This is a genomic window from Paenibacillus sp. 2KB_20, from assembly GCF_052115765.1.
Classification (GTDB): Bacteria; Bacillota; Bacilli; order Paenibacillales; family Paenibacillaceae; genus Paenibacillus_AQ.
In genome coordinates, this window is the sequence record NZ_JBFRHH010000026.1 from 15,714 (window position 1) to 41,311 (window position 25,598).

At 51.1% G+C, this 25,598-nt stretch carries 20 protein-coding genes; 3 read left to right on the plus strand and 17 right to left on the minus strand.

The window, feature by feature from the left end; all coding sequences use genetic code 11:
- Positions 1-4: 4 nt before the first annotated feature.
- The 14 genes from AB4124_RS33290 to AB4124_RS33355 all read right to left on the minus strand — a co-directional run bounded on the left by AB4124_RS33290 (position 5) and on the right by AB4124_RS33355 (position 19,923).
- The gene (locus tag AB4124_RS33290) at positions 5-2,023 is read right to left on the minus strand and encodes a hypothetical protein (RefSeq protein WP_441975378.1); all 2,019 of its coding nucleotides are present in this window, start codon (positions 2,021-2,023) and stop codon (positions 5-7) included.
- Positions 2,020-3,462, minus strand: a complete 1,443-nt coding sequence (locus AB4124_RS33295; protein ID WP_441975396.1) for a DUF4185 domain-containing protein — start codon at positions 3,460-3,462, stop codon at positions 2,020-2,022. Before AB4124_RS33295 ends, AB4124_RS33290 begins: the two co-directional genes overlap by 4 nt.
- A 66-nt stretch (positions 3,463-3,528) precedes the next feature.
- Positions 3,529-5,748 (minus strand): DUF6259 domain-containing protein, encoded by a 2,220-nt coding sequence (locus tag AB4124_RS33300; RefSeq protein WP_441975379.1) that lies wholly within the window; start codon positions 5,746-5,748, stop codon positions 3,529-3,531.
- 31 nt (positions 5,749-5,779) lie between these two features.
- Complete coding sequence (locus AB4124_RS33305; protein ID WP_076321887.1) at positions 5,780-6,604, minus strand: carbohydrate ABC transporter permease; 825 nt, start codon at positions 6,602-6,604, stop codon at positions 5,780-5,782.
- A 21-nt stretch (positions 6,605-6,625) separates the two neighbouring features.
- The gene (locus tag AB4124_RS33310) at positions 6,626-7,513 is read right to left on the minus strand and encodes a carbohydrate ABC transporter permease (RefSeq protein WP_076321888.1); all 888 of its coding nucleotides are present in this window, start codon (positions 7,511-7,513) and stop codon (positions 6,626-6,628) included.
- Between the two features lie 92 nt (positions 7,514-7,605).
- Positions 7,606-9,006 carry an ABC transporter substrate-binding protein gene (locus AB4124_RS33315; protein WP_441975380.1) on the minus strand — a complete coding sequence of 467 codons (1,401 nt, stop codon included), beginning with the start codon at positions 9,004-9,006 and terminating at the stop codon, positions 7,606-7,608.
- Between the two features lie 73 nt (positions 9,007-9,079).
- A complete protein-coding gene (locus AB4124_RS33320; protein WP_441975381.1) occupies positions 9,080-10,195 on the minus strand; it encodes a DUF4185 domain-containing protein in 1,116 nt (371 codons plus the stop codon).
- A gap of 40 nt (positions 10,196-10,235) precedes the next feature.
- A complete protein-coding gene (locus tag AB4124_RS33325; RefSeq protein WP_441975382.1) occupies positions 10,236-11,345 on the minus strand; it encodes a glycoside hydrolase family 172 protein in 1,110 nt (369 codons plus the stop codon).
- A 205-nt stretch (positions 11,346-11,550) separates the two neighbouring features.
- Positions 11,551-13,227, minus strand: a complete 1,677-nt coding sequence (locus tag AB4124_RS33330) for a ribulokinase (RefSeq protein WP_441975383.1) — start codon at positions 13,225-13,227, stop codon at positions 11,551-11,553.
- Between the two features lie 12 nt (positions 13,228-13,239).
- Positions 13,240-15,036: an L-fucose isomerase gene (locus tag AB4124_RS33335; protein WP_441975384.1), complete on the minus strand. Its 1,797-nt coding sequence runs from the start codon at positions 15,034-15,036 to the stop codon at positions 13,240-13,242.
- Positions 15,037-15,076: 40 nt separating this feature from the next.
- A complete protein-coding gene (locus tag AB4124_RS33340) occupies positions 15,077-16,084 on the minus strand; it encodes a LacI family DNA-binding transcriptional regulator (protein ID WP_441975385.1) in 1,008 nt (335 codons plus the stop codon).
- Positions 16,085-16,420: 336 nt separating this feature from the next.
- Complete coding sequence (locus tag AB4124_RS33345) at positions 16,421-17,293, minus strand: aminoglycoside phosphotransferase family protein (protein ID WP_441975386.1); 873 nt, start codon at positions 17,291-17,293, stop codon at positions 16,421-16,423.
- Entirely contained in the window at positions 17,277-17,810 is a 534-nt protein-coding gene (locus AB4124_RS33350; RefSeq protein WP_441975387.1) for a hypothetical protein, read from the minus strand. Before AB4124_RS33350 ends, AB4124_RS33345 begins: the two co-directional genes overlap by 17 nt.
- Positions 17,811-18,042: 232 nt before the next feature.
- Complete coding sequence (locus tag AB4124_RS33355) at positions 18,043-19,923, minus strand: beta-L-arabinofuranosidase domain-containing protein (RefSeq protein ID WP_441975388.1); 1,881 nt, start codon at positions 19,921-19,923, stop codon at positions 18,043-18,045.
- Positions 19,924-20,115: 192 nt separating this feature from the next.
- Between AB4124_RS33355 and AB4124_RS33360 the strand changes: the two genes are divergently transcribed.
- Positions 20,116-20,976, plus strand: coding sequence for a helix-turn-helix transcriptional regulator (locus tag AB4124_RS33360; protein WP_430104721.1), 861 nt, complete (start codon positions 20,116-20,118; stop codon positions 20,974-20,976).
- A gap of 26 nt (positions 20,977-21,002) precedes the next feature.
- Here AB4124_RS33360 and AB4124_RS33365 read toward each other — a convergent pair whose 3' ends face one another.
- The 3 genes from AB4124_RS33365 to AB4124_RS33375 form a co-directional block, all read right to left on the minus strand.
- Positions 21,003-21,797 carry an SDR family NAD(P)-dependent oxidoreductase gene (locus tag AB4124_RS33365; protein ID WP_339265756.1) on the minus strand — a complete coding sequence of 265 codons (795 nt, stop codon included), beginning with the start codon at positions 21,795-21,797 and terminating at the stop codon, positions 21,003-21,005.
- A gap of 118 nt (positions 21,798-21,915) precedes the next feature.
- Positions 21,916-22,761 (minus strand): aldo/keto reductase, encoded by an 846-nt coding sequence (locus AB4124_RS33370; RefSeq protein WP_441975389.1) that lies wholly within the window; start codon positions 22,759-22,761, stop codon positions 21,916-21,918.
- Positions 22,762-22,893: 132 nt separating this feature from the next.
- Positions 22,894-24,099, minus strand: a complete 1,206-nt coding sequence (locus tag AB4124_RS33375; protein WP_441975390.1) for an MFS transporter — start codon at positions 24,097-24,099, stop codon at positions 22,894-22,896.
- A 192-nt stretch (positions 24,100-24,291) separates the two neighbouring features.
- Here AB4124_RS33375 and AB4124_RS33380 point away from each other — a divergent pair, with 192 nt between their 5' ends.
- Together AB4124_RS33380 and AB4124_RS33385 are read left to right on the plus strand one after the other, a co-directional pair.
- Positions 24,292-24,696: a winged helix-turn-helix transcriptional regulator gene (locus AB4124_RS33380; protein WP_076321900.1), complete on the plus strand. Its 405-nt coding sequence runs from the start codon at positions 24,292-24,294 to the stop codon at positions 24,694-24,696.
- A 243-nt stretch (positions 24,697-24,939) separates the two neighbouring features.
- Entirely contained in the window at positions 24,940-25,569 is a 630-nt protein-coding gene (locus tag AB4124_RS33385; protein WP_441975391.1) for a dihydrofolate reductase family protein, read from the plus strand.
- Positions 25,570-25,598: the final 29 nt, after the last annotated feature.

Consider the following 25,598-nt stretch of genomic DNA (forward strand, 5'->3'; position numbering starts at 1 on the left):
TCCTTTAGTATGTGATATCGTATCCGTACCGTTCTTTCAACGTTTGACCCAGGTGATCCTTAATTCGCAGGTAAGCTTCAGCGGCCGCACCGTTCCCCCAATCGAAGATGGTGAATGTCCCCATGCCTCGTCCCTCCTCGTCCACAACACCATCATGACCGTAATTCTCCATCATGAAGCCGTAATCCTTCTCGTTAAAGAAAGGATACGCCCGCTCCCACTGCTGTTTTGTTTTTTCATTCTCGGGACAATACATCATGACGAACGAGGCCTGCAAAGCGGCGATCCCGCGCTCAATATATTCGGGCAGATCCAGTTCCATCCCATATTGCAGGATCAACTCGGCAAACAAGCTTTGCCGCGCATCATTCCACTCCCCATCACAGTTCATGACGCCGAATCCGCCCAATACGTCAACATACAGGTAGGGAGGCTGCCAGGAAGCCTGCGTCATCAGCATTTCATCCAGCACACATTGGCCAACGTTCAAATAGGCAGGATTGCCGCTCATTTTATACATATGGTATAACGCTTCTGCCGTCCAAAACATGGAGAAATTGCATTGCTTGAACATATTATTCCTAGCCACCTTGTTGCCTGGAAGCTCTTCACGACCATAACCGCAGCAGGACCAATAGGTCTCGAAATCCTCCCACCTGCCGGTCGGCACGATCTCCTTCATCACAACCTCCAGCGCCCGCTGTGCCGCTTCCTTGTATTTGGAATCCGGGCGCAATTCATGCAGCTTCAGCAAAAAAGTGACGGATAGCGAAGTTTCCGGGGACTCTCGAAGAATATCCAGCGGAACTAACGTATCCTGATTGAGCCAGGCCGGAAAATAGCCTTTCGCGTCTTGGAGGGGCACAAGCGTATCTGCATAGCGCACGGCATATTCCAGCAGCCTTGGATCCGGCTCTAGCTCATCAAACCAGCGAAGCATGAGCAGCGCCGTCCAGCTCATATCCAGCACGTGATAAGGGGCATCCGCAATCGAACCCCATGGATCAGCCGGATTGCGATTGGAATTTCCCCAGAAGGCAGACGCCCAGTTCCCGGAACGGTTAACCTCCTGTCCATCTACCACTACCCGCTTCATCTCCGTTGCAATGACGGCGGGAAAGAACCCGCCGCGCTGCGGAGCAGCGAGAGCAAGCTCTTTCATGAGCAGAGCTTTCCGAACTAACTCCGAATCGCATTGTTCCCGACCGTAACGACAGATGCCTTGTGCCGAGCGAAGGGAGCTGAACCATGCCTGATTCCAGACGGATCGGCTCTCCCGCTCGTTTGGCACGCCCGGATAATTCGGGCTTTGACTCACATCGGCAATGAATACCGCAGCCCCTACGTTCCGTCCGTCCCATTCGAACTCCTGCCATACCGTGTCTTTCCAGTGACGAAAAGCCCACTCATAGGCATGCTTTACATAGTGGTCAAGATGGACCTCTTCATAGATACTGTGACGGAATTGCGTACGCCCCCACCTGTCCCATAAAAACTGCAGTACCAGCCGCCAGGGATTGAATACGGCTTGATCAGCCTCCACCATTTTAAGAAAGAAGCCGATTCGTATCGTTCCTGGCGGGTATGAAGCCCCATTCACCTTCTCAAACAGCACATGGTCGCTCACCCGAGTTCGGCTCATTCCCAAGACAAGCAGGTTATTAGGAGCATCCAGGTCCATGTACCAACGAGCGTCCGCATCCTTCGTGATCAGATCCAGATCCGGTATGAGCATGAGCGTCCTTGTATCGTCATGAACGATGAGCGCGGGCGATCGAAAGCAGTGTTGGTCCATCACATGCCGGGATGTCGGTGTTACATGAGGCGCCCAGTGAAAATGAGGCAGGAATGCCGGTTCCAAGCGCATCTGCCAGTCATCCTGTTGAATCTCCTGATCCAGCTCAAATGTCAGTATGCAATGAATCGTGTCCTCATCCAGCTGATGCAGACTTACCTTCGGAGCCGCTTGCCGAATATGGTCGTAACCCCACTGCTTTACAAATAACTCCGGTAATCGTCTCATAAGTTCCTCCTTTCTCCCCGGTTTTCTGCCATGGGCTCATCATTAATTCTTAACCACGCTGAAGCGGTTTCCTTAGCGACGGCACCATCTACAGGCTCCCTTATCCCGAAGTAACCTTCCGTATTGTTGCTCGATGTACGAACCCAGCCTTTCAGCGTGTAATTGGTGTACGGCTGCACCACGACCCGCTGCTTGATCGCGTTCCATCCGCTGCCATTGCGTACATAGCCATTATTCTCACCGGTTCGGGCATTTCCGAGCTTGCGGTCCAAGCCGCCCTCGCCCGTAACATACCATGGAGCCATGACCGGCGTTTTTATCTGCGTTTCGAAGCCTGGGTCCGAGATGAGATTGTCGCCGAGCATGTCAGGGGCCAGCGTGGTCTTCATTAGATGAGTATTGTAATCCGGGTACCAGGTCGACATGATAAAATACATCTCAGGCCCGTTATTGGACAGCGGATGCATATACGCATTGTACTGACCAAGGCCCGTAAAATCTCCAGGCACCAGAATTTTTTCCCCGCTCCATGGGCCGATCGGCGTTGCCGCATCCCGCATGACGATCGCCTGCCGGTCTTCGTTCAGATAGGTCATGATATACCGTTTGAAGTGGGCGTTGTAAGCAACGGACATCTCGCCCGCCACCCCGATCGCCACTGGCTGGGCCGCAGCCTGTGCGGCCGACCAGCCGTTACCGTCCCAATAACGATAATCCCCGATATTCAGCAGCGCATTCTCCGGTACCCGTGCAAGATATACGTCCCCGAAGCGGCCATTTGGCGTAGCATACATATAGACGAATCCGCTGTCCTTAAGGAATGCCGCCATTTGAAAAGGATTGTTCCAGGTTGACGTGTTGTTGTACCAGCGGGCGGACGGACTCTTGGTCCAGTTCTGCCCGTTGTCATCCGAGTAAGCGATGCCGGAGTAATTCGTATACCATCGCCCTGCTGGTCCCCAGTGATTCACGGACATATAATGGATATAATGCCTGTTGCCGACGGTTACGCCTGCCGTCGGGATGACTGTCATCTCATCATTGTTGATTTTTTTGGAGGGGAGAATCTCTTTGGCGTGGCCGGGCTTGCTCTGAATCATTGTTGAGAACGTAAGTCCATCCTCCAGATTCGCATCTGATGAGATCGCCAGCAAATTGCTCCGGTTCCAGTTGCCTGCCGTGTCGTTGGTATCGCCGAAAGCAATGAAATATTCGCCGCCTCCCTTATCCCACACGATGCCCAAATCCGTCCCGCCGACATTGTAGTTTACGTTGGTTTGATTCGGATTCGGCATGGTCTCTCCGGCAGGCGTTGCACCCGTTACCCGGGCGATCATCTTCGTGCCTTCCGGCGTCAGCGCTTCGGCGCTGCCTGCCCACGCGGAAGCGAATATTATGGACACGGCGAGAACACCTGTCGTCATCTTTTTCATAAACATCACGGACACCCTCCTTCACATCATCGGCCTCAAGCAGCGGTGCTATTTATGTTCTCGAATACATGGCTAAGTCAATTCCAGCATTGCCATGCTTCGGGGAGGAAGCGTTAGCAAGCGCTGAGCATCTTGCTGTGGACCGCAATTAACGGCCTGCTCACCCGCTAGCGTGAACAGCCGTCCGTTTACTGCCGTTTTCCCGTAGTCTTCCGGACGAAAATCCACACGAATCGTTTGCTCCTCTTCAGTCACATTCGCAAAGAATAAACCGACATGCCCCTGAGCGTTTAGCCATGCCGCGTGGATGACGGAGTCAGTCAAAAGTTCCCCCTCATTGTTATACTCCGGTGTTTCCTTACCATGGTTATAATGAAACCATTTCATGGAAGTCTGAGGGCTGTCGAAGGAGAGCGGCCGAACCATGGTCCCATATGACCAATACGCCTTCGCTGCTCCGGTCCGTAGTCGTGCATACAGGGCCAAGTAATCTGCCCTGTTCGTGGAGAAGGAATACCCGCGCGGATCAAACGAATAGTAATGCTCCTCCGCCTTATTTTCGTTGCCATCCAGTACCTCCATTGGGCTGTATTCGTAATTCAATTCGTACAATCCGCCCCAGAGGTACGTGCGTGCCACCGTAAAATAGTACAGCTCCCCGATCTCCTCCGTCAGCTTGCCCCAGCCATCTAGTCTCAGCGCGCCGTACTCATGATATACGTACGTGAACATCGGGATCAGGCGGGCCTCGCCTGACTTAAGCAGTTCCCGGATTGGCCAGCCTTCAAGCGGTGCTGCGGGCTGCCCTCCGGCCCGCGCCTGATAATAGTCGATCAGATCCAGCATCGTTTCATTGATCATCTCGGTGCCCATGGGGATATAACGGCCTGCAGTTTTGCACATGGCCGCCTTCGTATCCGCATAGTTCCGCCTGTAGGCATCCTCTATCATGATGCCGGCTCCAACCGGATGACCATGACTTTCATCCATGCAGATTTTCAGAATGTTGTTGGCGGAGATGTCATAATAAATCGCATCGACATCATCACTCTGCTGCAGCGCCGTATCCCGTTTCACATGAAAGTCATGAGTATACGGATGTGCCGGACAGAGGAACGGGAAGCGGTACGCATCCACGCTTTTTTTCAAATCGGGAAATTTCTGCGCGGCTTCCCTGCCAAGTGCGCCGTCCGCTCCGTCGAAATGATACAGGTAATCGAACTCGAAAGGAGCGAAGCGGTGGCCCAGCTTTCGGATCAGAGCGATGTTCTCTGGGTTGAAGCGGGTCGGAAACCAATCGTCGTATCCCCCAGGCACGCCGCTGCCAAACGTTTGCGGCCGGTGCGTCCAGTCTGGGCCCAGGATGTGAAACATCGGCGTTCCGATGCTTTCATGGTATTTCTGAATCCATGCGGTCCGATCCGATCCCGCATTGATCCCAAAGGTAGCTGCCCCCATATCCTCATGCAGCCATTGACTCCCCTCCTTCTCAGCCCTGCCCGCAAGCTTGCCGCGTGAACACCATTTCTGCTGTACGGCCCAGCTCTTGTATCGATCAGCAGCTTCGTACCACCCGGTTCCTGACAGAAGCGACAGCTGCACCGGGTAATGAGGCTGAATCCCTTTACCGGGACCCATATCATCGCAGCCATGGATCATCGAAGCTTCCAGCATGCCGTTTCCGTTCTTGAAGAAATTAAGCCACTTCGGATGGCCTTCGCCGTCCAGGGCCGCGAAATACAGCCCGCCCCTGTCCTTGCCATAATAGGCAAAGAACTGCATCGTCGCCCCCGAGAAGCTTTCCGGGTACGGCATGAAACGAAAACCGATCCCATTCATTTCAAACACCTTCATCGGGTCGTTGACCTCAAATCCGGTAGCAAAGGGGTGAGCAATATAATCCTCCTCCCCATGCTCCGTAATCGTGGTCAAATTCGGGATAATCGGATATTCCAGACTAAGCAATCTGCAATCCGAGTTGTTTTCAGCGTCGCATCGGAATTCAATACCGTCCCCCTCCGCCGAGAGTGTCAAGGAAGAGGTTACGATCATGCCTTCCTGCGTGTGCCAGCTTAGTCGAACTTGATCCTGCCCGGATGCCGCCTTGTTCCTGCCCCAATCGAATCGCTGAAAGGAACTGCTGAAGCCCGCGTCTGTCTCAAGGCGAAAGGGATCCGTAATGCCCGCAACCGCGATATAATCGATCCCTCTTAAGTTATCGCGAACAGCTTGAATCGTACCGTCCGTCTCGCTGAGTTCAAGCCGGATGAGTCTGTTCTCAAGAATAATCATGCTTCACCTCCACCTGTATGGCTTAGATCGTTTATTTTAATCCAGAGATTTTGATTCCTGATATGATGTGCTTCTGGAAGAAGAGGAACAGGATAATGGTCGGCAGACAGGAAAGCGCCGATCCGGCCATCAACATGCCCATTTCCGTTGCACGCTCGGAACGGAAGGTGTACAAGTACTGCATAATCTGAAACAGCTCCGGATTGGTAATCGTCATCGTCGGCCATACGAAGGAGTTCCAATAGGCTAAATAGGAGCCAATGCCCACAATGACAAAGACCGGGAACGACATTGGAATGAAAATATGCGTAAAAATCTTGATCCTGCCCGCTCCATCGATCAATGCCGCCTCTTCCAGCGCCATTGGAATATTCAGATAGAATTGGCGGATGAAGAACATATGTCCCGCGGAAGCAATCCCGGGCAATACGAGCACCGCAAGGGTGTCGAGCATGCCCATCTCATTCACCACGATAAAGGAGGTCAGCAGGATCGCCATGCCGGGAATGAACATGGTGATGATGACGTAAACCCACAGAAATGTCTTGAACCGGAATTCCAGCCTGGAGAAGACGTAAGCCGCAGTAGCGTTAACGGCCAAGCTTAGCGATGCAAAAAGAACGGCGCCCCCGAATGTAACCAGCATCGTTTGAATAAAGGCCGAATCGCCCAGAATGTCCATATAATTCTGAACCATCCATTTCTTCGGGAAGAATCGGAACGGAGTGGCAAGCACCTCCGCTTTGTCTTTGAACCCGGCAAGGATGACCCACAGCAGCGGGAACAGAGCCATAATGGTCACCAGGCCGGTCAAGAGTGTCATCAATGTTTTTTGAAGTCCGTTGAACGTTTTCATCTTGTTATCCTCCTGTCTTCCCTAACCGTCGATCGCTTTTTCCGAATTCAACACTCTGAAGATGATGGCCGAGATACTGCCCAGGACCACAAACAACAGCAGCGATGCCGCAATCGAGTTGCCGACCATGACGTCGTTGCGGAAATGGTTCAAGATGTACAGGTTCGGCGTTGTGGTCTCGCTAAGCGGTCCGCCGCCCGTCATCACGAGGGACAGCTCGAACTGTGAGATTTGCGCCGTAAATCCGGTTACGAGCAGATACAGGATCACATTGCGCATGAGCGGAATCGTGATATACCACATCCGGACAAAGGTGCCCGCTCCTTCCAGTTCGGCAGCCTCATAGTAGCTTTTCGGAATATCGTGGAGACCTGCCAGCATGATCAGCGTTGTAAGGCCGAAGCCCAGCCATACGGCAGGGGCTGCGATGCTGGGCAGTGCCGTAGCTACTTCGGCAAGCCACGCTTTCGGCTCGTATCCGAACAGTCCGATGATGTAGTTGGCCAAGCCGCCTGCATAATCGAAGATAAAGACGAAGATGACCGATGCAACGATCCCGGAAATGATGGTTGGGATGTACACGGAGGTCTTCACAACGCTTGCAAAGCCGGAGCCCAGGTTCTTAATGATGTTGGCGAACAGAAATGAGAGAATCAGCATTGTCGGAACGACCATAAGGGCAAACTTGAGCCCTACCCAGATGGACTGGAGAAAGAGGTCATCGGTCAGCACCATATAGAAGTTCTGTAAGCCCACAAAGGTGGAATCCTGGTAGAAGCTCCAATTATAGAAGCTCACGCGCAGGGCATAGAAGAAAGGTATGATGACAAAGATCGTCAGCAGGATGACGATGGGTGCGAGAAGCAAATAAGCCACCCCATTGTCCTGCCGGTAATTTTTCTTAAACATGTAGAGTCACCACCATGACCTAAGGATGAGGCAGCCATCCGAAATCGGATATCCGTATCTGAAGGGATGATCCCCGGGTGGCCGCCAAAGCGCTAATTTTTCGGATTTGTGCCGGCAAGATTGTTCTTGGTTATGAAATCGTTAATATCCTTTTCCGCTTTCTCCAGCGCCTTATCCACCGGCGTTCCTTTCATGGCGGACTCAATGGATGTGGAGAGTGCAAAGCTGATGTCCCATGGATAGATCGGTTCAGCCTGGGAGTGTGGAATGATCTGCTCAGAGACCAGCGCACGCCAAGTATCCTTGGATGCATCCGGATCGGATTTCATCGCTTCGTCCACCGATTTACGCGGGGGGAACTTGGAGAATTGGGACGTCTTGAAAAAGTCGATCATGATGTTCGGATCCCCGGCGAGGAGATAAGAGATGAAATCTGCCGATTCTTGCGCATGCTTGGATTTTCCGTCTACCGCGAGCGACCAGCCGCCAAGCGTTGCCGTCGGTTTCGTCAAATCGCCGTCCAACGATGCCATTGGTGCAATCCCCACTTTATCCACCAAATCCTTATAGGTGTTGCGAAGCTGCCCCATCGCCCAGGAACCGCAAATCTGGATGGCAATCTTGCCCTCGCCGAAAGGCTTGATATCCGCATATCCGGCCAGAGCCTGCTTCGGCATGACGCCAGATTGGTAAGCTTTCTGGTAAAAATTCAAGAGCGCCTTGTAGCCGTCATTGTTTACGTCTGCTTTGGACCAGTCCTCCGTAACCGCAAGATGTCCTGCTGCATTATACTGCAGCCCCCAGCTCGACCAGCCCAAATCCGGAGCGGTTTGTGCGATCGATAACCCGAACACGCCTTTCTTGGTCAGCTTCTGAGCTGCATCCAGAAGCTCATCCCACGACTTCGGCGGCTGATTCGGATCAAGCCCGGCCTCCTGGAACAAATCCTTCCGATAGAACATGACGGCAGAAGGTTCGACCAGCTTCGGATAAGCGTAGTACTTACCGTTAACGGACACAAATTCCTTCATGTTGTCGTACAAATCATCGAATACTGCCGGATCCATCAAATCGTTTAGTGCCGTCAGCTGTCCTGTCTTCGCGGCATTAGCCACGTTGCCGTAGTTGATCGTTCGGATATCCGGCGCTTTCCCCGCGGCTTGAGCCGCTTTCATTTTTTGATCCCAAGCGTCGCCCGGAACGATCGTCAGTTTCACTTCCACATTATTCTGAGATTTGTTGTACTCGCCGACCCATTTTTTGAACCACTCATCGGTCGTTTCCTCGAATTTTTGCGCCCAAAAGTTGATTACGACTTTATCGCCGCTGCTGCCACCGTTGTTTGCGCTTTCATTTTCCGGTGAATTGCTTGATGCTCCGCCTGCCGGGCCGCCGGATCGTCCGCCACAGCCTGTAACGAGCAGCGCCAGTACCATAAGTGTGGAGAACAAAACTTTCCAGGATTTGAAACTGATGTTTGTTTTCTGCACCATGAACCCTCCTTATAATGGATCAAACTATTTAAACGCGATTCGCATTTAAACCGAACATTCGTTGAATCCGTTGTCATTTTTCCAGAGAAGCTTTATACCAAAAGACGTTGTACGGATCCCACAAAGATAGCGTGAAATAAATCGTTCGCCCGTCATTCTCGGTATACCGATCATTCATATAGGGACCATACAGTCCTGGATAATCCTCGGCTCGGACCAAGTCCAGAGGCTCGCCCCACGGCCCCCACGGCGCCATCCCTTCACGTATGACAACACCCTGGCCTTCCTTCAGATATGTCATCAGCCAACGTTCCAGATAAGAGTTCCATACAACAGATAGCTCGCCGACCGTGTCATCCACTACATCCTGGGCATCTTTCTTATCGGTACTCCATCTGGGATTACCATCATCGTCCAGACCACTATAGTACTCGTACTCGGACAGATTCTCGATGTTCTCTTCTCCCACCTTCATGAGCTGAACGCCGCCATAGCGTCCGGCTGGAATACCCCAGAAATAAATGTCCGTCCCGCCTGCTTCATTCTTTACCTTATAGGGACTGACCTGAATGAAATTGCTGTCCCCTGGCCAACGCAGTTGATCCTGGAGCTCCCACGTCTCACCGTTATCAACCGATTTGGCCACGCTGCTGTAGTTGGCGTCCCACTTCCCGGGATCTCCCCAATGATTGACCGACATGTAGTACACATACAATGCACCGCCTGCCGCAATGCCATGAGTCGGAATTTTGGTCATTTCTTCATAATCGATTTTGACGGAGGGCAGCAGCTCCTTGGCTGTACCGAATTCATCCGTCACCATATTTTCAAACGTGATGCCATCAGCCGGTTCCATATCCGTGGTATAGGCCATCGTATTGGAGCGCCAGTAGCTGCCCCCTCCGCCTATCTGATCTGGCGCCCGTTCGCCGAACGTATCCCCGAACACGAAGTAGGTTCGTTCCCCATCATTCATCATAGAACCGAGATCGGTACCGTACACCGCGTATCGATCGGTACGATTTGGGGATTGTTCGCCAGTCAATTGCGAAATTTGTTCCAGGCCGGTAATGCCTGTTAATATAAAGCCCTTGTCTGTTTCATCTAGCTGGGGATTCACCTTGCTGCCGCTCATGCAGCCGCAAAGAAGCACGAGTAGGCTGGCGAGCAAGGCCGATTTCAATTTCAAGCTCATCTCCCCTTTCGATTCACTATTCCACCCCTTTATATTAAGGGTTGGAGTGGCCGAATATTTGCTTCATGCTATCATCGTTAAGCGGCTTGATATCCGGCAGAGGCTTTCTCTTATCCACCTTAGGCAGCGCCGGGAAAGGACGATGAGGTTCAGCCTGATACCAGTACGCCGTAGAGGAAACATCGTCGCTCCGATGATTGTTATGTCCGTGCTCGATCGTTACCTTGATGCTGCTCTCGAACATGATCGGGTCGAGGATATGATACCGGTACGTGGAGATTTTGCCGCTCCAGTTCGGTCCCCCTCCCAGAATAATGCCATGATAAGGCGTGCACACCTCCTGCTGCGGACACCAGGCCGTGTTGAAATAATCCTCCATCCCCGTTCCGTGCAAGGTCGGAGGCCATGGCTCCCCATCGATGAAGATCATGTCGTCCCCTTCGCCGTACCAGTTCCACTCCCGCGTATCGCGCAGGTTATGGACATTGAAGTTGCAGCCGATGTAATGACCTTTCCCCACCGCATCCAGGATGACATAGTTCCCGTCGCCGGTCGTATTCTTGCCGCCGAATTCATAGAAGGCGTTATCCACTTCGTCATCCGGTATCCCGTCCGAAGGATTTTCTCGATGCCACTGGGCATGAAATCTAAGCTCCTCCTCAGGCAGCTTATCGTATGATTCGTAATTCACATAGAAATAGAATTTGATCGGTTGGTCCGCCTCGCTCTCAATCGTAATGCGGGCTCCATCCGCAAACGGCATGCGGAAGAAGCAGTTGAATGCCTTGCCGTCCTCGGGACTCATCATCAATGCCGCAGACGTATAGTTTTTGGTGATCCCGTGCCCCATTCCGAAAAAATCACCGATCGGCGCTTCCACGCTGGGCTCCGCCTCCTGGTCCCAGTACATGCGGAGAACGATTTTACGCGGTAGATACAATTCCTCAGCAGGCGCGTCAGTCGCCATCGTCATCCAGATGTGGGTGATGGCGCCCGCGCCTGGAATGTTGCAAATTTCGGTCAGGTCGCCAGGGTTGATGGAGAAGTAATCTTTATTGCCTCCCGAACGGTCGTAGCTGGATTCCCGTTTACTTTTCCCGTTGCGAGTAAGGCTGAGTGAAGATAATGCTGAATGATTGTTCATGGATGGTTCGCTCCTTTTAGATTGGTGGATAAAGGTTATATAAGTACTTCTAGAACTCGTTTCCCAAAATGTGACATCGATTGCAGAATTGATGGTGATGGAATGCAGGGTCCTTCCAGAACCTGCATTCCCAGTTTATGAGTCCAACGCCGCCAGGCGATATTTCGTTGTGACCTCGCGTTTATTCAGGCTTTCATTCACACATTCATTCCGGTGATTTACCGCTTCTTAATGCCTTCAAGCGTTTCAGCACCCCGTTTTCGCCTCTGCCCAAATAATCATGAAGGCCTTTATATTCCTTGTACAATTGATCATACACGCGCACATTGGCCTCAATCGGCTTAAAGGTCTCTTTCCGAACACGGGCTATTGCTTCCGCAGCCTCAACGATGCTCCCAAAGCCACCTTGCTCTTTGCCTGCCGCCACGGCACCGAACATGGCTGCACCAAAAGCGGCCGTCTGGATTGTATCCGCTACTTTGAGTTCTTTGCCGGTAACGTCAGCATAGATTTGCATCAGCAAACGGTTTCGCTGCGGCAATCCGCCGCAAGCATAGAGCTCCTGGACTTCTACGCCGCTTACGGTAAAAGCATCGATAATCGCCCGCGTTCCAAAGGCAGTGGCCTCCAGCAGCGCCCGGTATATTTCCGCAGGCTTGGTTTGCAGGGTCAAGCCGAGCATTACGCCGCTAAGATCGGCATCCATCAGTACAGAGCGGCTTCCGTTCCACCAATCGAGTGCCAGTAGTCCGCTTTGGCCAGGCGCATACCCAGCCGCTTCCGTCTCAAGCCACTCATGAATGCCAAGCCGCTCTTCGGATGCTTTGCGACGAACATATTCCGGCACAGCCTCTTCCACATACCACGCGAAGATGTCGCCTACGGCCGATTGCCCGGCTTCATACCCGTAATAACCGGGAATGATCCCGTCCTCGACGACGCCGCAAATGCCTTCGCCCGTCACTTCCTTGTCGCTTAAAATCAAGTGACAAGTAGAGGTTCCCATCGCAAGCACCAGCTTGCCAGGGGTTACCACACTAACGGCCGGCACCATGGCATGGGCATCGATGATGGCTACGGCGATCGCGGTGCCCGGCAGAAGCCCGGTCATGGCTGCCATAGATTCGGTTAATCCGCCCGCTTTCGAGCCCAAGGGCTTGATCGGGCCTCTCAGCTTCGTCTCCACGAGGTCACCAAACCTCGGATCAAGCGACTTCAGGAACTCCTTGGACGGGTATCCCTCCCGTTTATGCCAATTGGCTTTGTAGCCTGAGGTGCAGCTGCTCCGCGCGAGCTGACCGGTCAATTGCATGACCACCCAATCGGCAGCCTCCATGAACAATACAGCCTGCTCATAGATCTCCGGAGCTTCATTCAGAATCTGTAAAGACTTCGCAAGCATCCACTCCGAAGAGAGCTTACCTCCATAGCGAGCAAGAAATTTCTCACCCCTCCGTATTGCGGCTTCATTAATCAGGTTCGCTTCATCCTGTGCCGCGTGGTGCTTCCACAGCTTTACCCAGCTATGCGGGTTGTCTCTCCACTCCTCCAGCATGCACAGCGGAGTTCCCCCGGCATCCAGCGGCATCATTGTACACGCTGTAAAATCGACGCCGATCCCTATGACTTGATCAGGTGATACGTTAGCCTCCAACAACACACGCGGGATGGATTGCTGAAGGACTTCCATGTAGTCCCCCGGATGCTGCAGCGCCCAATCCTGCTCCAGCTTCAAGTCCGAGTGGACCAGCACCTCGTCCATAACTCCGTGCGTGTATGGCGTCACATGCGTCGCAACTTCTTGCCCTGTATTGATATCAACGAGCAAAGCCCTGCCCGATTCCGTACCGAAATCCACGCCAATAGTGTATAACTGCTTCATTTCATCCGCCTCCTATTTATACAACGGACCATAAGACGCGCATGCCCGGTAGTCTGCCGAGACCGGCTCCAGTCCGCCGAAAGCGGTCCATGCGCTCGGCCGGAATATCCGTTCCTCCGGTACGTTATGCATGCATACCGGAATGCGAAGCATCGAAGCCAAGGTGATCAGATCTCCGCCGATATGGCCGTAACTCATGGCAGCATGGTTGGATCCCCAGCTGCTCATCACGGTGTATACATCCTTGAACAGTCCCTCGCCGGTCAGATTTGGCACGAACCAGGTCGTCGGCCACGTAGGATCGCTTCGCTGATCCAATACATCGTGCACCGCCTCCGGCAGCTCCACGGTCATTCCCTCGGCAATATGAAGGACCGGCCCGACACCCGCAACCATATTGATCCTCGCAATCGTGACCGGCATGCCTTCCCGGGTCGTGAAGTCTGTTGAGAAGCCGCCGTCGCGGAAGAAATCGATAGCCGGACACCACTTGACCGCATCCAGACAGTCTTGAACTTCCTCCTGCGTGATTTCCCAGAACGGCTTCATCGCCGGTCTGCCGTCCTTCGTCTGCCTTCCCGTTCCGTCAAGGGCAGCAGGCCCGGAGTTGATCAGATGGATCACGCCCTGCTCTGCGATCCCCTCAAGCTGATACCCTGTTACACGTTTTACCGCTTCAGGGCTCCAATATGTACGAACATCTGCAAATACCTGGGCTGCGTCCGTCAGGAGATGTCCGAACAGCATCGTAATTCCGTTCAAATTATCGTTCTCAGTTGCAACCATGTAGGGTTCCCTCAGACCATTCCAATCAAAGGAGGAATTGAGTACTGCCTCCATGAAATCTCCGGTCGGGAAATAGTCCGTCCAGGCACGCTGTCCTTGAAACCCTGCTGCCAGCGCATTTCGCCCGAGCGCTTCCTCCCCGTATCCCATTTCCGCCAGCTTCGGATTGCCCACCATCAAATCGCGTGCGATTAACGCCATCTTCGCGACGGTCTCCCAATCCTGCCGCTTCTGCTCATCGGTTCGCTTTAAATGCTCCGGATTGATGTCCGTCCCTGGCTTGCAGTTCTCTTTAATCCAGGCCAGTGCCCGCTCATATTCGTCGCGGTCGTATATTTCCAGCTCGATTCGCCTTACGAATTCCGTCATATCCACGTATTCATTGCGCATCCCAAGATACTTCTGGAAAAAGTTCTCGTCGACGATACAGCCCGCTATTCCCATGGATACGGTACCCATCGACAGATAGGAAGTCCCCTTCATGGTCGCTACGGCAAGGCCTGCCTTTGCAAATTGCAGAAGCTTCTCCTGTACGTCAGCTGTAATTTCGGTATCCCCGATATCCTGCACATCGCGTCCATAGATCGAGAAAGCCGGGAGTCCCTTCTGATTGTGTGCTCCAAGAGCTGCTGCCAGATACACGGCACCGGGGCGCTCGGTTCCGTTAAATCCCCAAATCGCTTTCGGCCTTGTCGGATGGGTATCCATCGTTTCCGACGGATAGCACCAGGAAGGTGTCACCGAAATGGTTAGTCCTACATTTTCTCTGGCAAACTTCTCTTCCGTTCTTGCGGCTTCGGCTACTCCTCCAATGCAGGTGTCGGCAATCACGCATTCGACCGGAAGCCCGTTGCTATGCCTTAGATTTTCGGTAAGCAGGCGTGCAGTTCGCTTCGCCATATCCATCGTTACATCCTCTAACGATTCCCGAATGCCTCCCCTCCGACCATCGACGACTGGACGAATGCCGATCTTCGGCAATTGATTCTGCAATCGATTGCAGATTTGGGTTTGATAATGCATTGTCATCATCCTCTCTGTTTTTAGAACGGCAGCTTATAGGTCAATTCAGCTGTTTCACTTCATTGCTGTAAATTTCAATTTCCGGATCAGACAGCGGTGCTTCTTCGCGAATTCGACGAAGAAGAATCTCACCGGCTTTGATTCCCATTTCATAGGGATGCTGTTCCATATAATAAAGTCCCGATCCTTTGAGTAATGGACCGGCCTCTACCTCACCGAAAGAAGCTACTGCCATGTCATCCGGAATCTTTAGTCCACTGCGTACAATCTCAAGCAATACGCCAAGACTCATTCGGTTATTCAGAGATATAATCGCAGTGGGCCGATGCTCCAGCCCCAGAAAATGCCGTACCGCCCGGATTCCGTCCTCTGTAGAGAAGTCGCCATTATACACCATCGGTTCCTCGTGCAGTCCGTATTCCTCCATCGCCTTCCGAACACCGTCAAGACGCTCCCTGCCCGTACTTGATCTCGTCGGGCCGTTTACCACCACAATGGCCGTATGCCCATCCTCTAACAGTTTTCTGGTTAGACGGGTTGCGCCTTCGGTATTGTCCTCGGCTACCAGATCGAGTCGAAATCCTATTTCAGGCGAGTCCAGTTTTCTGTCTATGAGGATGATCGGCATTTTAGAATCTGCCAGCTGCTTGATCGCCGGATCATTTCCGCCTGACGTCGCCAGTACGACGGCGTCCACGCGCTTTTCCTGCATAAGCTTAAGCAATCGTTTTTCCTTATCCGGATTCTCGTCCGAGCTGCAGAATATGAGCTGAAAGCCCTCTTTGCCTACAATATCCTCAATACCTTTGGAGATTCCCATGAAATAAGGGTTGGAGATATCGGGAACGATGACCCCGATCATATACGTACGGTCCTGCTTAAGACTTCGGGCGATGGCGCTTGGCCGGTAATTCAACTGGTTCACTGCCGCCATTACGCGCTCTTTAATTTCATCGCTTACATAATCGCTGTCGTTCAGCACTCTTGAAACGGTTGCCGTAGATACTTCTGCTGCCGCTGCTACTTGTTTAATCGTTGCTCTTGCCAAACATTGTTCACCTCAAAACGTTATGATTCCATTATGTAATCGATTACGTAAACGATTACAATCACAGATTACAAGATCGGATATGCTTCTGTCAACCCTCTTTTTTTAATTTTTGGTAAGAAGATTATCCGAGCGTTGTCGGGGCTTTTATGACTTAGCGGGCGATCTTCTCCCTGTGCGCTCGGTGCGTGAACCCGGCCTTGGCTCATCCCGCTGCTTCATAAAAAAGCCCCCTTACCATCTTGTTGGATGGTTATAGGGGGCTGAATGTACTGCTGTAAATTTCCCGATTCGATCTAACTCTTGATCTGAGGGGCAGCTGTGTATTTTTTTGGATCAGACTAAATCAAGCTTGAGCTTTAAATAGTTGCTGCGCGACAAGATTGACCTGACCCTTGCGATCGTATCCTTTCTAATGGGTAGGCGGGCCACTTTACTAAGCAAAACCCAGCGCAGACAGGCTATAGCTTCAAAAAGCTCGAGCTCATCCGCTTCGTAACGGTTCTCGGTACAAAATACAGCACGGTAGAAAGAAGCTCGCTTCTCGCTCACATATATCCACATTAAGAATATCGACCAAGCGATGTCATACCTGGGATCGCCCATTTGGACATTAGTCCAATCGATGACGGTCAACTCGTCTTCCATCTCAAGAATATTGCCCAGATGGTAGTCGCCATGGATGACACAATCTTGTTTCATGTTCGCACGCTGAACAAGCTCCATCAATGGCTGTTTGATATCGGGAAACTCATCAATTCGAGGATAAAAATAGGAGATGAAATCATATCTCTTCAACCCAGAGCCTCTCTGGCTATCCAGGGGAAGCTTATGTATATCCATTAGCATCTTAGCAAGTTTCATTAGTTTAGGCTGATTCACATTTTGAACGGGAATACCATCGTAACTGGTCAGCAAAACTGGGTTGCCATTCCGGTCTGTCCCCCAGCCTAAAGGTTTCGAAACCGCGCTTCCATGCGTGCACAATGCATTCAATATGTGATATTGCATCTGAACGTTGGGCTTGGAATCTTTATTCCAAACCTTTAGTACATAGTCTGCCGTTAATGTGGTGATCATCATCACTTCTGCCTCCATCCCGGAATCTAATGGGACGGCATGGAATGAAGTTTCATGCTTGAGCAATGACTCAAGCGTCTCATTTTTCTCCAACCAATTTATTTCTCGCAAATTACGTTCCTCCGTCATTATGCAACGACTCGATGGTCGCAAAAATATGGGAATAGACAGCCTGGATATTGGTCTCATTCATTACACCGTTGTATAAACCGTAACCCCAATGCGACGCATCCTTGCCGTAATATCCTGTTGCGTACATATCCGATGAAAGATCCGGAACCTCATCGTAGGACAATTCCTCGATCGTGAAGGGGACATGAGATTTTTTAGACTCGATATAGAAAAAAGGCACTTCAGCCTGATGATAAACTTTTGTATACTTGGGCTCAGAAGCTTCCACCAGATGTTCTTTGGTTATGAAAACAGCGTCAAGCTCCGCGGGAATGTCTAGATCCTCTAGCTGCTGAAACGTAACCTCCCTAAAACCCACATGCCCCTTCTCCCTAACTCGCGGTGTTTCTCCGATCACACCAATAACGAGGCTTCTGCCCTCATAAAGGGGTATATCGATCGAATCTCGTTGAGCATTGCCATTTATTAGAATAACAAATACAAGCAATAGGACCACTATTATTTTTCTCTTCATGAGATCTCCTTCGGCAAATTTCCCTTTCTCACCAACGCATTCCATGTCTCTTATCCCATTACTCTTTCTTTTTTATACTTCTTCCTAGCGACAACAACATGCGTATTATCCAATAACTCCATATTATGTGTATTCCTGAGCTTCGTAAACATTTATCTTAACCTTTGCACACATATCTGTATAACAAAAAAACCGCGATCCACGCGGTTTTTCGATGGTTCAATCCATTTAATTATTTCTTAGCGACTCTTCTCCGCTCCCCGATCAGAGGAAATTCACCGATCCGAAGCCTGGCGCTTCCGTACGGAACTAACTCCAATTCCGTAATGGGCTGTCCGTCCGTGTTCGGATGCAGCGGAGGGTTTCCGGCATTATTGCCTTCCATTTTCCAATCCCGAATCAGTTGACCTTTAACCTTCACCCTGACAGGTGCAACCTTCGCCAGGAACGGCTGGCGGACCATATCCTGCTCAAGTACCTCGAATGACGTATCGGCGACCAAACCGTATTTCCACGGGGATGCAGGGTATATCTCCCAATCGTGGAACATGTCGCGCTGCCGGATCATCTGCCAGTTCTCCTTTACGGGCAGCACATACACCAGCGGCCCTCTTTCAATGCTGGTAGCGTACATGCTGCGCGACACGGTCTTCACTTCCATGGGCAAATGAATGTCCAATCGGTCGCCGTTCTGCCAGTTCTGCACGATTCTTGCATAACCGGACTCCACCTGTAATGGCAATTCGCGCCCATTCAGAGTTATGAGTGGATCGTCGCACCAAGCCGGGATGCGCAGCGAAAGAGGAAACGATGCCGCGGATTCCAACGACAATTTAATTTGAATCCGATCCTTGAAAGGATATTCTCCGGTTACCTCGACGACAGCCGGAACTCCTTGACGACCGGCCGGGGTCCTCACCGTGCATGGGGCATAGGAAATGGCAACAAGCCCGTCCTCCTGATCCTTCATCCACAGATGCGACGTCAGCTTGGGCCAGCCCTGATGCATATTGGCCGTGCAGCATCCGAAGTTTGGCTCCAGACCGAAGACGTTGGCGTCCGGACTGTTGCTCCAGGCCCGTGGAGCGACATTGCAGATCATCTGGTTGACTTGCTGATCATACTGATGCGAGGTCCAATCCGGGGAGATGGCGGCAGGCAGTGCATTAAATGCAACCTTCTCCAAAATATCCCCGAAACGTCCGTCCCCGAAAATACGCGTCAGCTGCTCCATCGAGAACATATACTCCACGACGGCACATAATTCTACGCCTTGACTCGGATGGGTGCCGGATAACCATTCGTCTCCGGAGAACATGCCATGCGCTTGGCCGTGATACGTCATCAGGGAATCGATGCCTCGATGTACACTTTCCCGCTCTACCGGATCACCATTCAGTTCAAACAATACGCCCGGCGTTTTGATTCCCATCGCCACATTCACGACATGGGTTGTCCAATCCCACTCTTCGACCTTGCGCCAGAACGGAAAATCATGAAAGATGTCGCTCCAGTCCGTTGTTTGTCCGGTAACGATATCGGCAAGCTCTAACAGAAAAGGTTGCTTCGTACGTCGATATAACCACACGATGCACAGCAGCATCTCCGCACCCCTTGTTTGGGCCCAGCCCCGCAGCGGCTGTTCCTCGATAACCGAATGGACATAAGTAAAAAACTTCGTCAGAAAAGGGACGATCCGTTCATCGCCCGTTGCTTCCTCATGCTGCATCATCACTTTCAGCATGATCATGTAATGCCACCAGTCCTGCTCCTTATCGATATCCTGGTTCACGGAGGTAATGCGCACCGGACCGAACATGCCATTCTCCTGCTGGCTCGCAAGCGACCACTCGATCCACCGATTCGCTTTGGCAATCAAAGACTCATCTTCGAGCAAATAAGCTAACGGAAGCAAGCCGTCGACATAATACGGTCCCCGTTCCCAGCTCTCTCCCTGGCCTCCAAGCCACCCGTTCTCATCCCCTACGTCTTTCCACTGTTCTTCCAAATGTCCGGTAAACCCGCTTGCTTGAATCTCCAACTGACTCTTAAGCCAGCCAGCCGGTTTAATTGCTCCTAATGGCAAGCTGTTAAACGCAGTCTCATGCAGCATCAACTTCCACGCTCCTTGTTTCTGTCTTGTTGGTGCACACTCTGGTAGAAATATACCATCTGGGCCAGGCGTTACCCTATACACAGAAACAACATCTTTTTATCCAATTGCAACATGCTGTCTTATTGAATCCGGAACAGTAAAACGATTATCATAGAGAAAAGTTCGTTTGAGGAGGAGGCCTGGTCGCAGATGATCTTCCAGTTCACAGCGCCGCCGCTACCGCACTATATGATTTGTGGAGAAGATACCTATCAGGTAGGAGACCAACATCCGGATCGCTATAACATTGGGGTCTTTGATCTGATTCTGGTGACAAAAGGGGCGTTATTTCTGGAGGAGAACGGAGTTGCTTACAGGGTAAAGAGCGGCTGTCACCTGATTTTAAGACCCGATGCCGCGCACCGTACGTATCTGCCCTGTCAGGAGGAGACCCACTTTTATTGGCTGCATTTTCAGACGTGCGGTCGTTGGATTGAAACGGAGGAACTGACCCTTTTTGCCTTATCGCAAACCGATCAGCCTATTGTACAGATCGAGAGTTTCTCTTTTTATATACCCAAGTACGGAGAGCTACCTTCGATAGAGCAAGCGAGACTCCTGATAGAGCAATTGCAGAACCTTCAGCCATCGTCTTCTTCGGCGGCACGCTGGAAGCAGCAGCAGCTGCTGCATGAGCTGCTCCTGCTGTTTCAAGCCGAAGAGGATGGAATCCAGCATCAGAATCCTCAATATGCCATAGCCGAACGAACCGCCAACTATTTGAGACAACATTACAAAGAACCGGTTAGCTATCAGAGATTATCCGATGCCATGCACTTCCACCAGAACTATCTGTCGATCTGCATGAAAAAAACGTTCGGCTGCACGCCCCTGGAATATCTGACACGGCATCGGATCGAACAAGCCAAGCGATTATTGATCCACACCAACGATCCGATCGGACGCATTGCGGAAGAATCCGGATTCGGCTCTTTTCCGTATTTCATTCGCTGCTTTATTCGTTATACAGGCTTCAAACCCAAATCCTTTAGGCAGAAATACCGTTCCTAACAGAGCGTTCACAGCACCTCGGTTGCTTAGAATACGCTTCGTACCAAGCCCCCGTCGATTCGAAGCGCTGAACCGTTAATCGCCGAGGATTTGGGACTGCTTAGATACGTAACAAAATCCGCAACCTCCTCCGGTCGAATCAATCGCTGAATAATGGAAGTCGGCCGATTCTCCTTCATAAACCGCTGCTCGGCTTCTTCGATCGATAGATCCTCATCCGGATATAGCGTATTCAGCATCGTTTCAACGCCTTCCGTAAGAGTGGATCCAGGCATGACGGTATTCACCGTGACGCGGGTTCCTGTCGTCAGCTCGGCCAAGCTCCGGGAAAGGGACAGCTGCATCGTCTTGGTTGCGCTGTAATGCGCCATCTCCTGAGACGGCATGACGGCTGCTTCACTCGCGATAAAAATAATTCGACCTTCATTGCGATTGATCATGTTCTTCAAATAGTGCCGGGTTAACCGAACACCGCTCATAATATTGGTCTCGAAGAACCTAAACCACTCCGCATCAGGGATATCGAAAAATTCAGCAGGCTCAAAGATCCCTAAATTGTTGATCAGAATATCGACGACCGGAGCAGCTTCCCTGACCTGATGACAGCCCTCCTCCGTTCCGAGATCCGCCACAGCAATACGCAGCTCGGCGTCCGGATGCACAGCGTGAATGTCATGAATCGTCTGCTTTACTTTGTCCTCATGTCTTCCATTTATTATGACGGAAGCTCCCTCTGCTGCAAGCGACATGGCAATCGCTTTGCCAATGCCGGATGTCGAACCCGTTACCAATGCGACTTTTCCCTTCAGATCCAAATTCATTATACTCTCTCCTTCCGTTATGTAGGAATGGACCCTCCTGATTCCCGTCGTTACTGCCCGAGGTCCAGGAGAGTCACAATATTTATTACACTACTATCCTTGCGTAAACGCAGATTTCTTAGAAATCAAAATTGTCGGGATCCGGTCCCACTCTGTGATCCTGATTCAAGCTGTCGATGCGCTGCATCTCTTCATCGGACAATTCAAAATCAAAGATTGCCGCATTCTCGGCAATCCGATGTTCTTTGGTCGATTTCGGAATCGTGACAACGCCGTTTTGTAAATCCCAACGAAGAATGATCTGAGCGATGGATTTATGATGCTTTTCTGCAATGCGCTGAAGATCCTCTTGATCCAGCAGCTGTCCTTGCATTAATGGAGACCATGCTTCGAGCTGAATTCCATTCGTACGGCAGAACGCCTGCAGTTCTTTTTGCGTTAGTCTTGGATGATATTCGACCTGGTTCAACATCGGTTTAATTTCCGTTTCCTTCATTAACTTCTCCAGATGATGGATCTGGAAATTGCTCACGCCAATGGCTCTCACGCGTCCTTCCTTGTACAACGTTTCTAACGCCTTCCACGCATCTATATATTTCCCTTCAACCGGCCAGTGTATAAGGTACAGATCCAAATATTCCAGACCCAGCTTCCGAAGACTCTCCTCGTAAGCCTTCATAGTCGATTCATAACCTAGATCGGCATTCCACACTTTGGATGTGACAAACAGATCTTCCCGCTTGATACCGGCAGCTTCCAACCCCTTGCGAATGCCTTGTCCGACGCCCTCTTCATTGCCGTATATGGCGGCCGTGTCCACGCTGCGATACCCATACTGGATGGCCGTACGGACGGCATTCACCAGTTCCGGTCCTTCTTCTATCTTATATACGCCTAATCCAAACCAAGGCATGTTGACGCCATTATATAAAGTGGTTGTATCTTGTAAGTGTTGTGCTGTCATGTTGATAAACCTCCGAACATTTTTTGGGTTGTGATGTTGTGATGAAAGTTAACCTATATTGAAGTATCTCCGATAAAACGCTTTGACATCACCTCCCTTCACCATAAAATAATCATTCAGGCATTCAGGCTTTCAGGCCGCTTGCTTTTCCGGCTTCTCCGAGTTCTTCCGTTCCAGTTTCAAGCTCCATCCGGTGAGAACGACCGCGCCGAGCACCATCAGCGCCCCGATCCATGCCGTATGAATCAGGCCCATGGAGTTCGTGATCAAACCGCCCAGAAAAGCGCCGATGGCGATGCCGGCATTAAATGCGGCAATGTTCAGCGCGGAAGCCATATTCACTGCCCCGGGTGCAAACCGCTCAGCCAGCATTACGACATAAACCTGTAGTCCCGGCACATTCATGAAAGCCAGAAATCCCATGAGAATAATCGTGATCAATCCCGCCACTTGATACGGTGCGGTAAACGTAAGCGTGAACAGCACCAGCGCTTGCGCGATGAACATATAGAATAGTGCTCGAAGGGGGTTGCGATTGGCTGCCTTCCCACCGATCACATTACCGACCGCAATGGCAATCCCGTATACAAGCAGGATGATGGCCACCGTATTTTCCTTGAGGCCTGTTATATCCTGCAGCAATGGGGATAAATAAGTGAAGACCACGAAGGTCCCGCCATAACCGAGAGCCGTAATCAGGAGCATAAGCAGCAGTCTTCCATTCGTCAGCAATTTAGCCTGGTCACGGAATGAAGTTCGTTCTCCCCTAGGCAAGTCCGAAGGGACCAGGATACTGTTCGCGATCAGCGCAACAATACCGACCACAACAATGGCGACAAAAGCAAGTCTCCAGCCCCATTGTTGACCTATAAACGTTCCAAGCGGAACGCCGGTAACCGTAGCTACCGTCAGCCCCGTAAACATAATGGAGATCGCGGTCGCCCTGCGGTTCTCAGACACCACGCTTGCTGCAATGATCGAGCCGATCGACATAAATACGCCATGCGAAAAGGCCGAAAGCACGCGTGCTGCAAGCAGGATACCAATGGAAGCTGCTCCCGCTGCCAAGCTGTTACCAATAATAAAAATGATCATAATCCAGAGCAGCAAAGTCTTCCTGGACATCCTTGATGTCAGCGACGTAAGGATCGGCGCACCGAAGGTAACGCCAAGCGCATACATCGAAACGGTTAATCCGGCTGTCGTCACGGATATATTCATATCCTCCGCAATCAACGGCAGCAGCCCTACGCTGATAAATTCCGTTGTTCCGATGGCGAAGGCACTGATTGCAAGCGCCAGCAGCGCCAGCAAACTTCTTCTTTTATCTATCATCATGGTGTTGATATTTCCCCCTATCCTATTCTCTTGCTTGTATATTGTAAAAATATTGAGTATGGTTTAATCCAGCCGGCAAATGCTATTATGATCTATATCGTTTCTTGTGTGAAGAACGTACTTTTTTGTAATGTAGGTACCTGATAGTACCCTAGATACTTTTTAGTGCCTATTAGAAATAGGAGGATGAATATGCAAACGAAGAAATACAACATCGCCGTCGAAGCGACATTGGAAGTGATCGGGGGCAAATGGAAATGCGTGATCCTCTGCCATCTGACCCATGGACGTAAACGAACCAACGAGCTGAAGCGTCTCATGCCGAATATTACACAAAAAATGCTGACGCAGCAGCTGCGGGAGCTCGAGGACGATGGCGTGATCAATCGGATTATTCATAATCAAGTGCCGCCTAAAGTGGAGTATGAGTTGAGCGATTACGGCATGAGTTTGAGTGGAATTCTCGATATGCTCTGTGCATGGGGCGAAAAACATATCACGAAAGTATACGGGGACAAATTCAGCGTGCTTGAGGACAGTATCCTGAATGATAAACTGAAAGTCTCGGACGAGCCCACAACCACAGATACACGCTAGACCTGATTTATAAGCAATACTGATACAAAAACAATGGCAAGGTCCGTGATCACGGACCTTGCCATTTTCATATACACCCTCTTCTATGGCATCTTCGAAGATAGCAAATCATAAGAAATTTAGACATATCGTGAATGCTATACTGATCCCTGAACAATCATATTTCGTAAATACGATGTCAATACAGGGAACTAAAGAAATGTAGGCAACAAGGAAATTTCCGGATGGAAGGTGAACCAATCCATGTCTCAAGTTATTGCTGAAATGTCGATGTCATTGGACGGATATATAACAGGTCCGAATCATAGCGCACGGCTGCCACTTGGCAAGGGAGGTGAACGACTGCACGAATGGATCTATGAGCTCACCAGCTGGCGCGAACTGCATGGCCTGGCCGGGGGCGAGTTTAATCAGGACGCGGAGTTGATCGCCGAATCCAATCGCAGAACGGGCGCTGTTATCCTCGGCCGTACAATGTTCGATCATGGCCATCCATTTTGGGGAGATACCCCTCCTTTTCATATGCCGGTGTTTATACTGACTCACGAAGCTCGCCCCGCAGAAATCAAGAATGGCGGCACGACTTATACCTTCGTTACGGATGGCATCGAACGCGCCTTAGTACAAGCCAAAGCTGTGGCGGGGAGCAAAGACGTTAAAATTGCCGGAGGCGCCAACGTGATACAGCAATATATTGGAGCAGCTCTGCTGGATGAGCTCCTGATCACGCTGGTACCGATCCTCCTCGGCAACGGTCAGAAATTGTTTGAACATATCCACTCGCCGAATATCGAATTTGTTCGGACCGCTGTCATCGAATCTCCGAATGTCACGCATCTGAGATTCCGACTGTTCCATCACACGAAGGCATAATAGCGGCCCGTATTCCTGGCACTGAACTA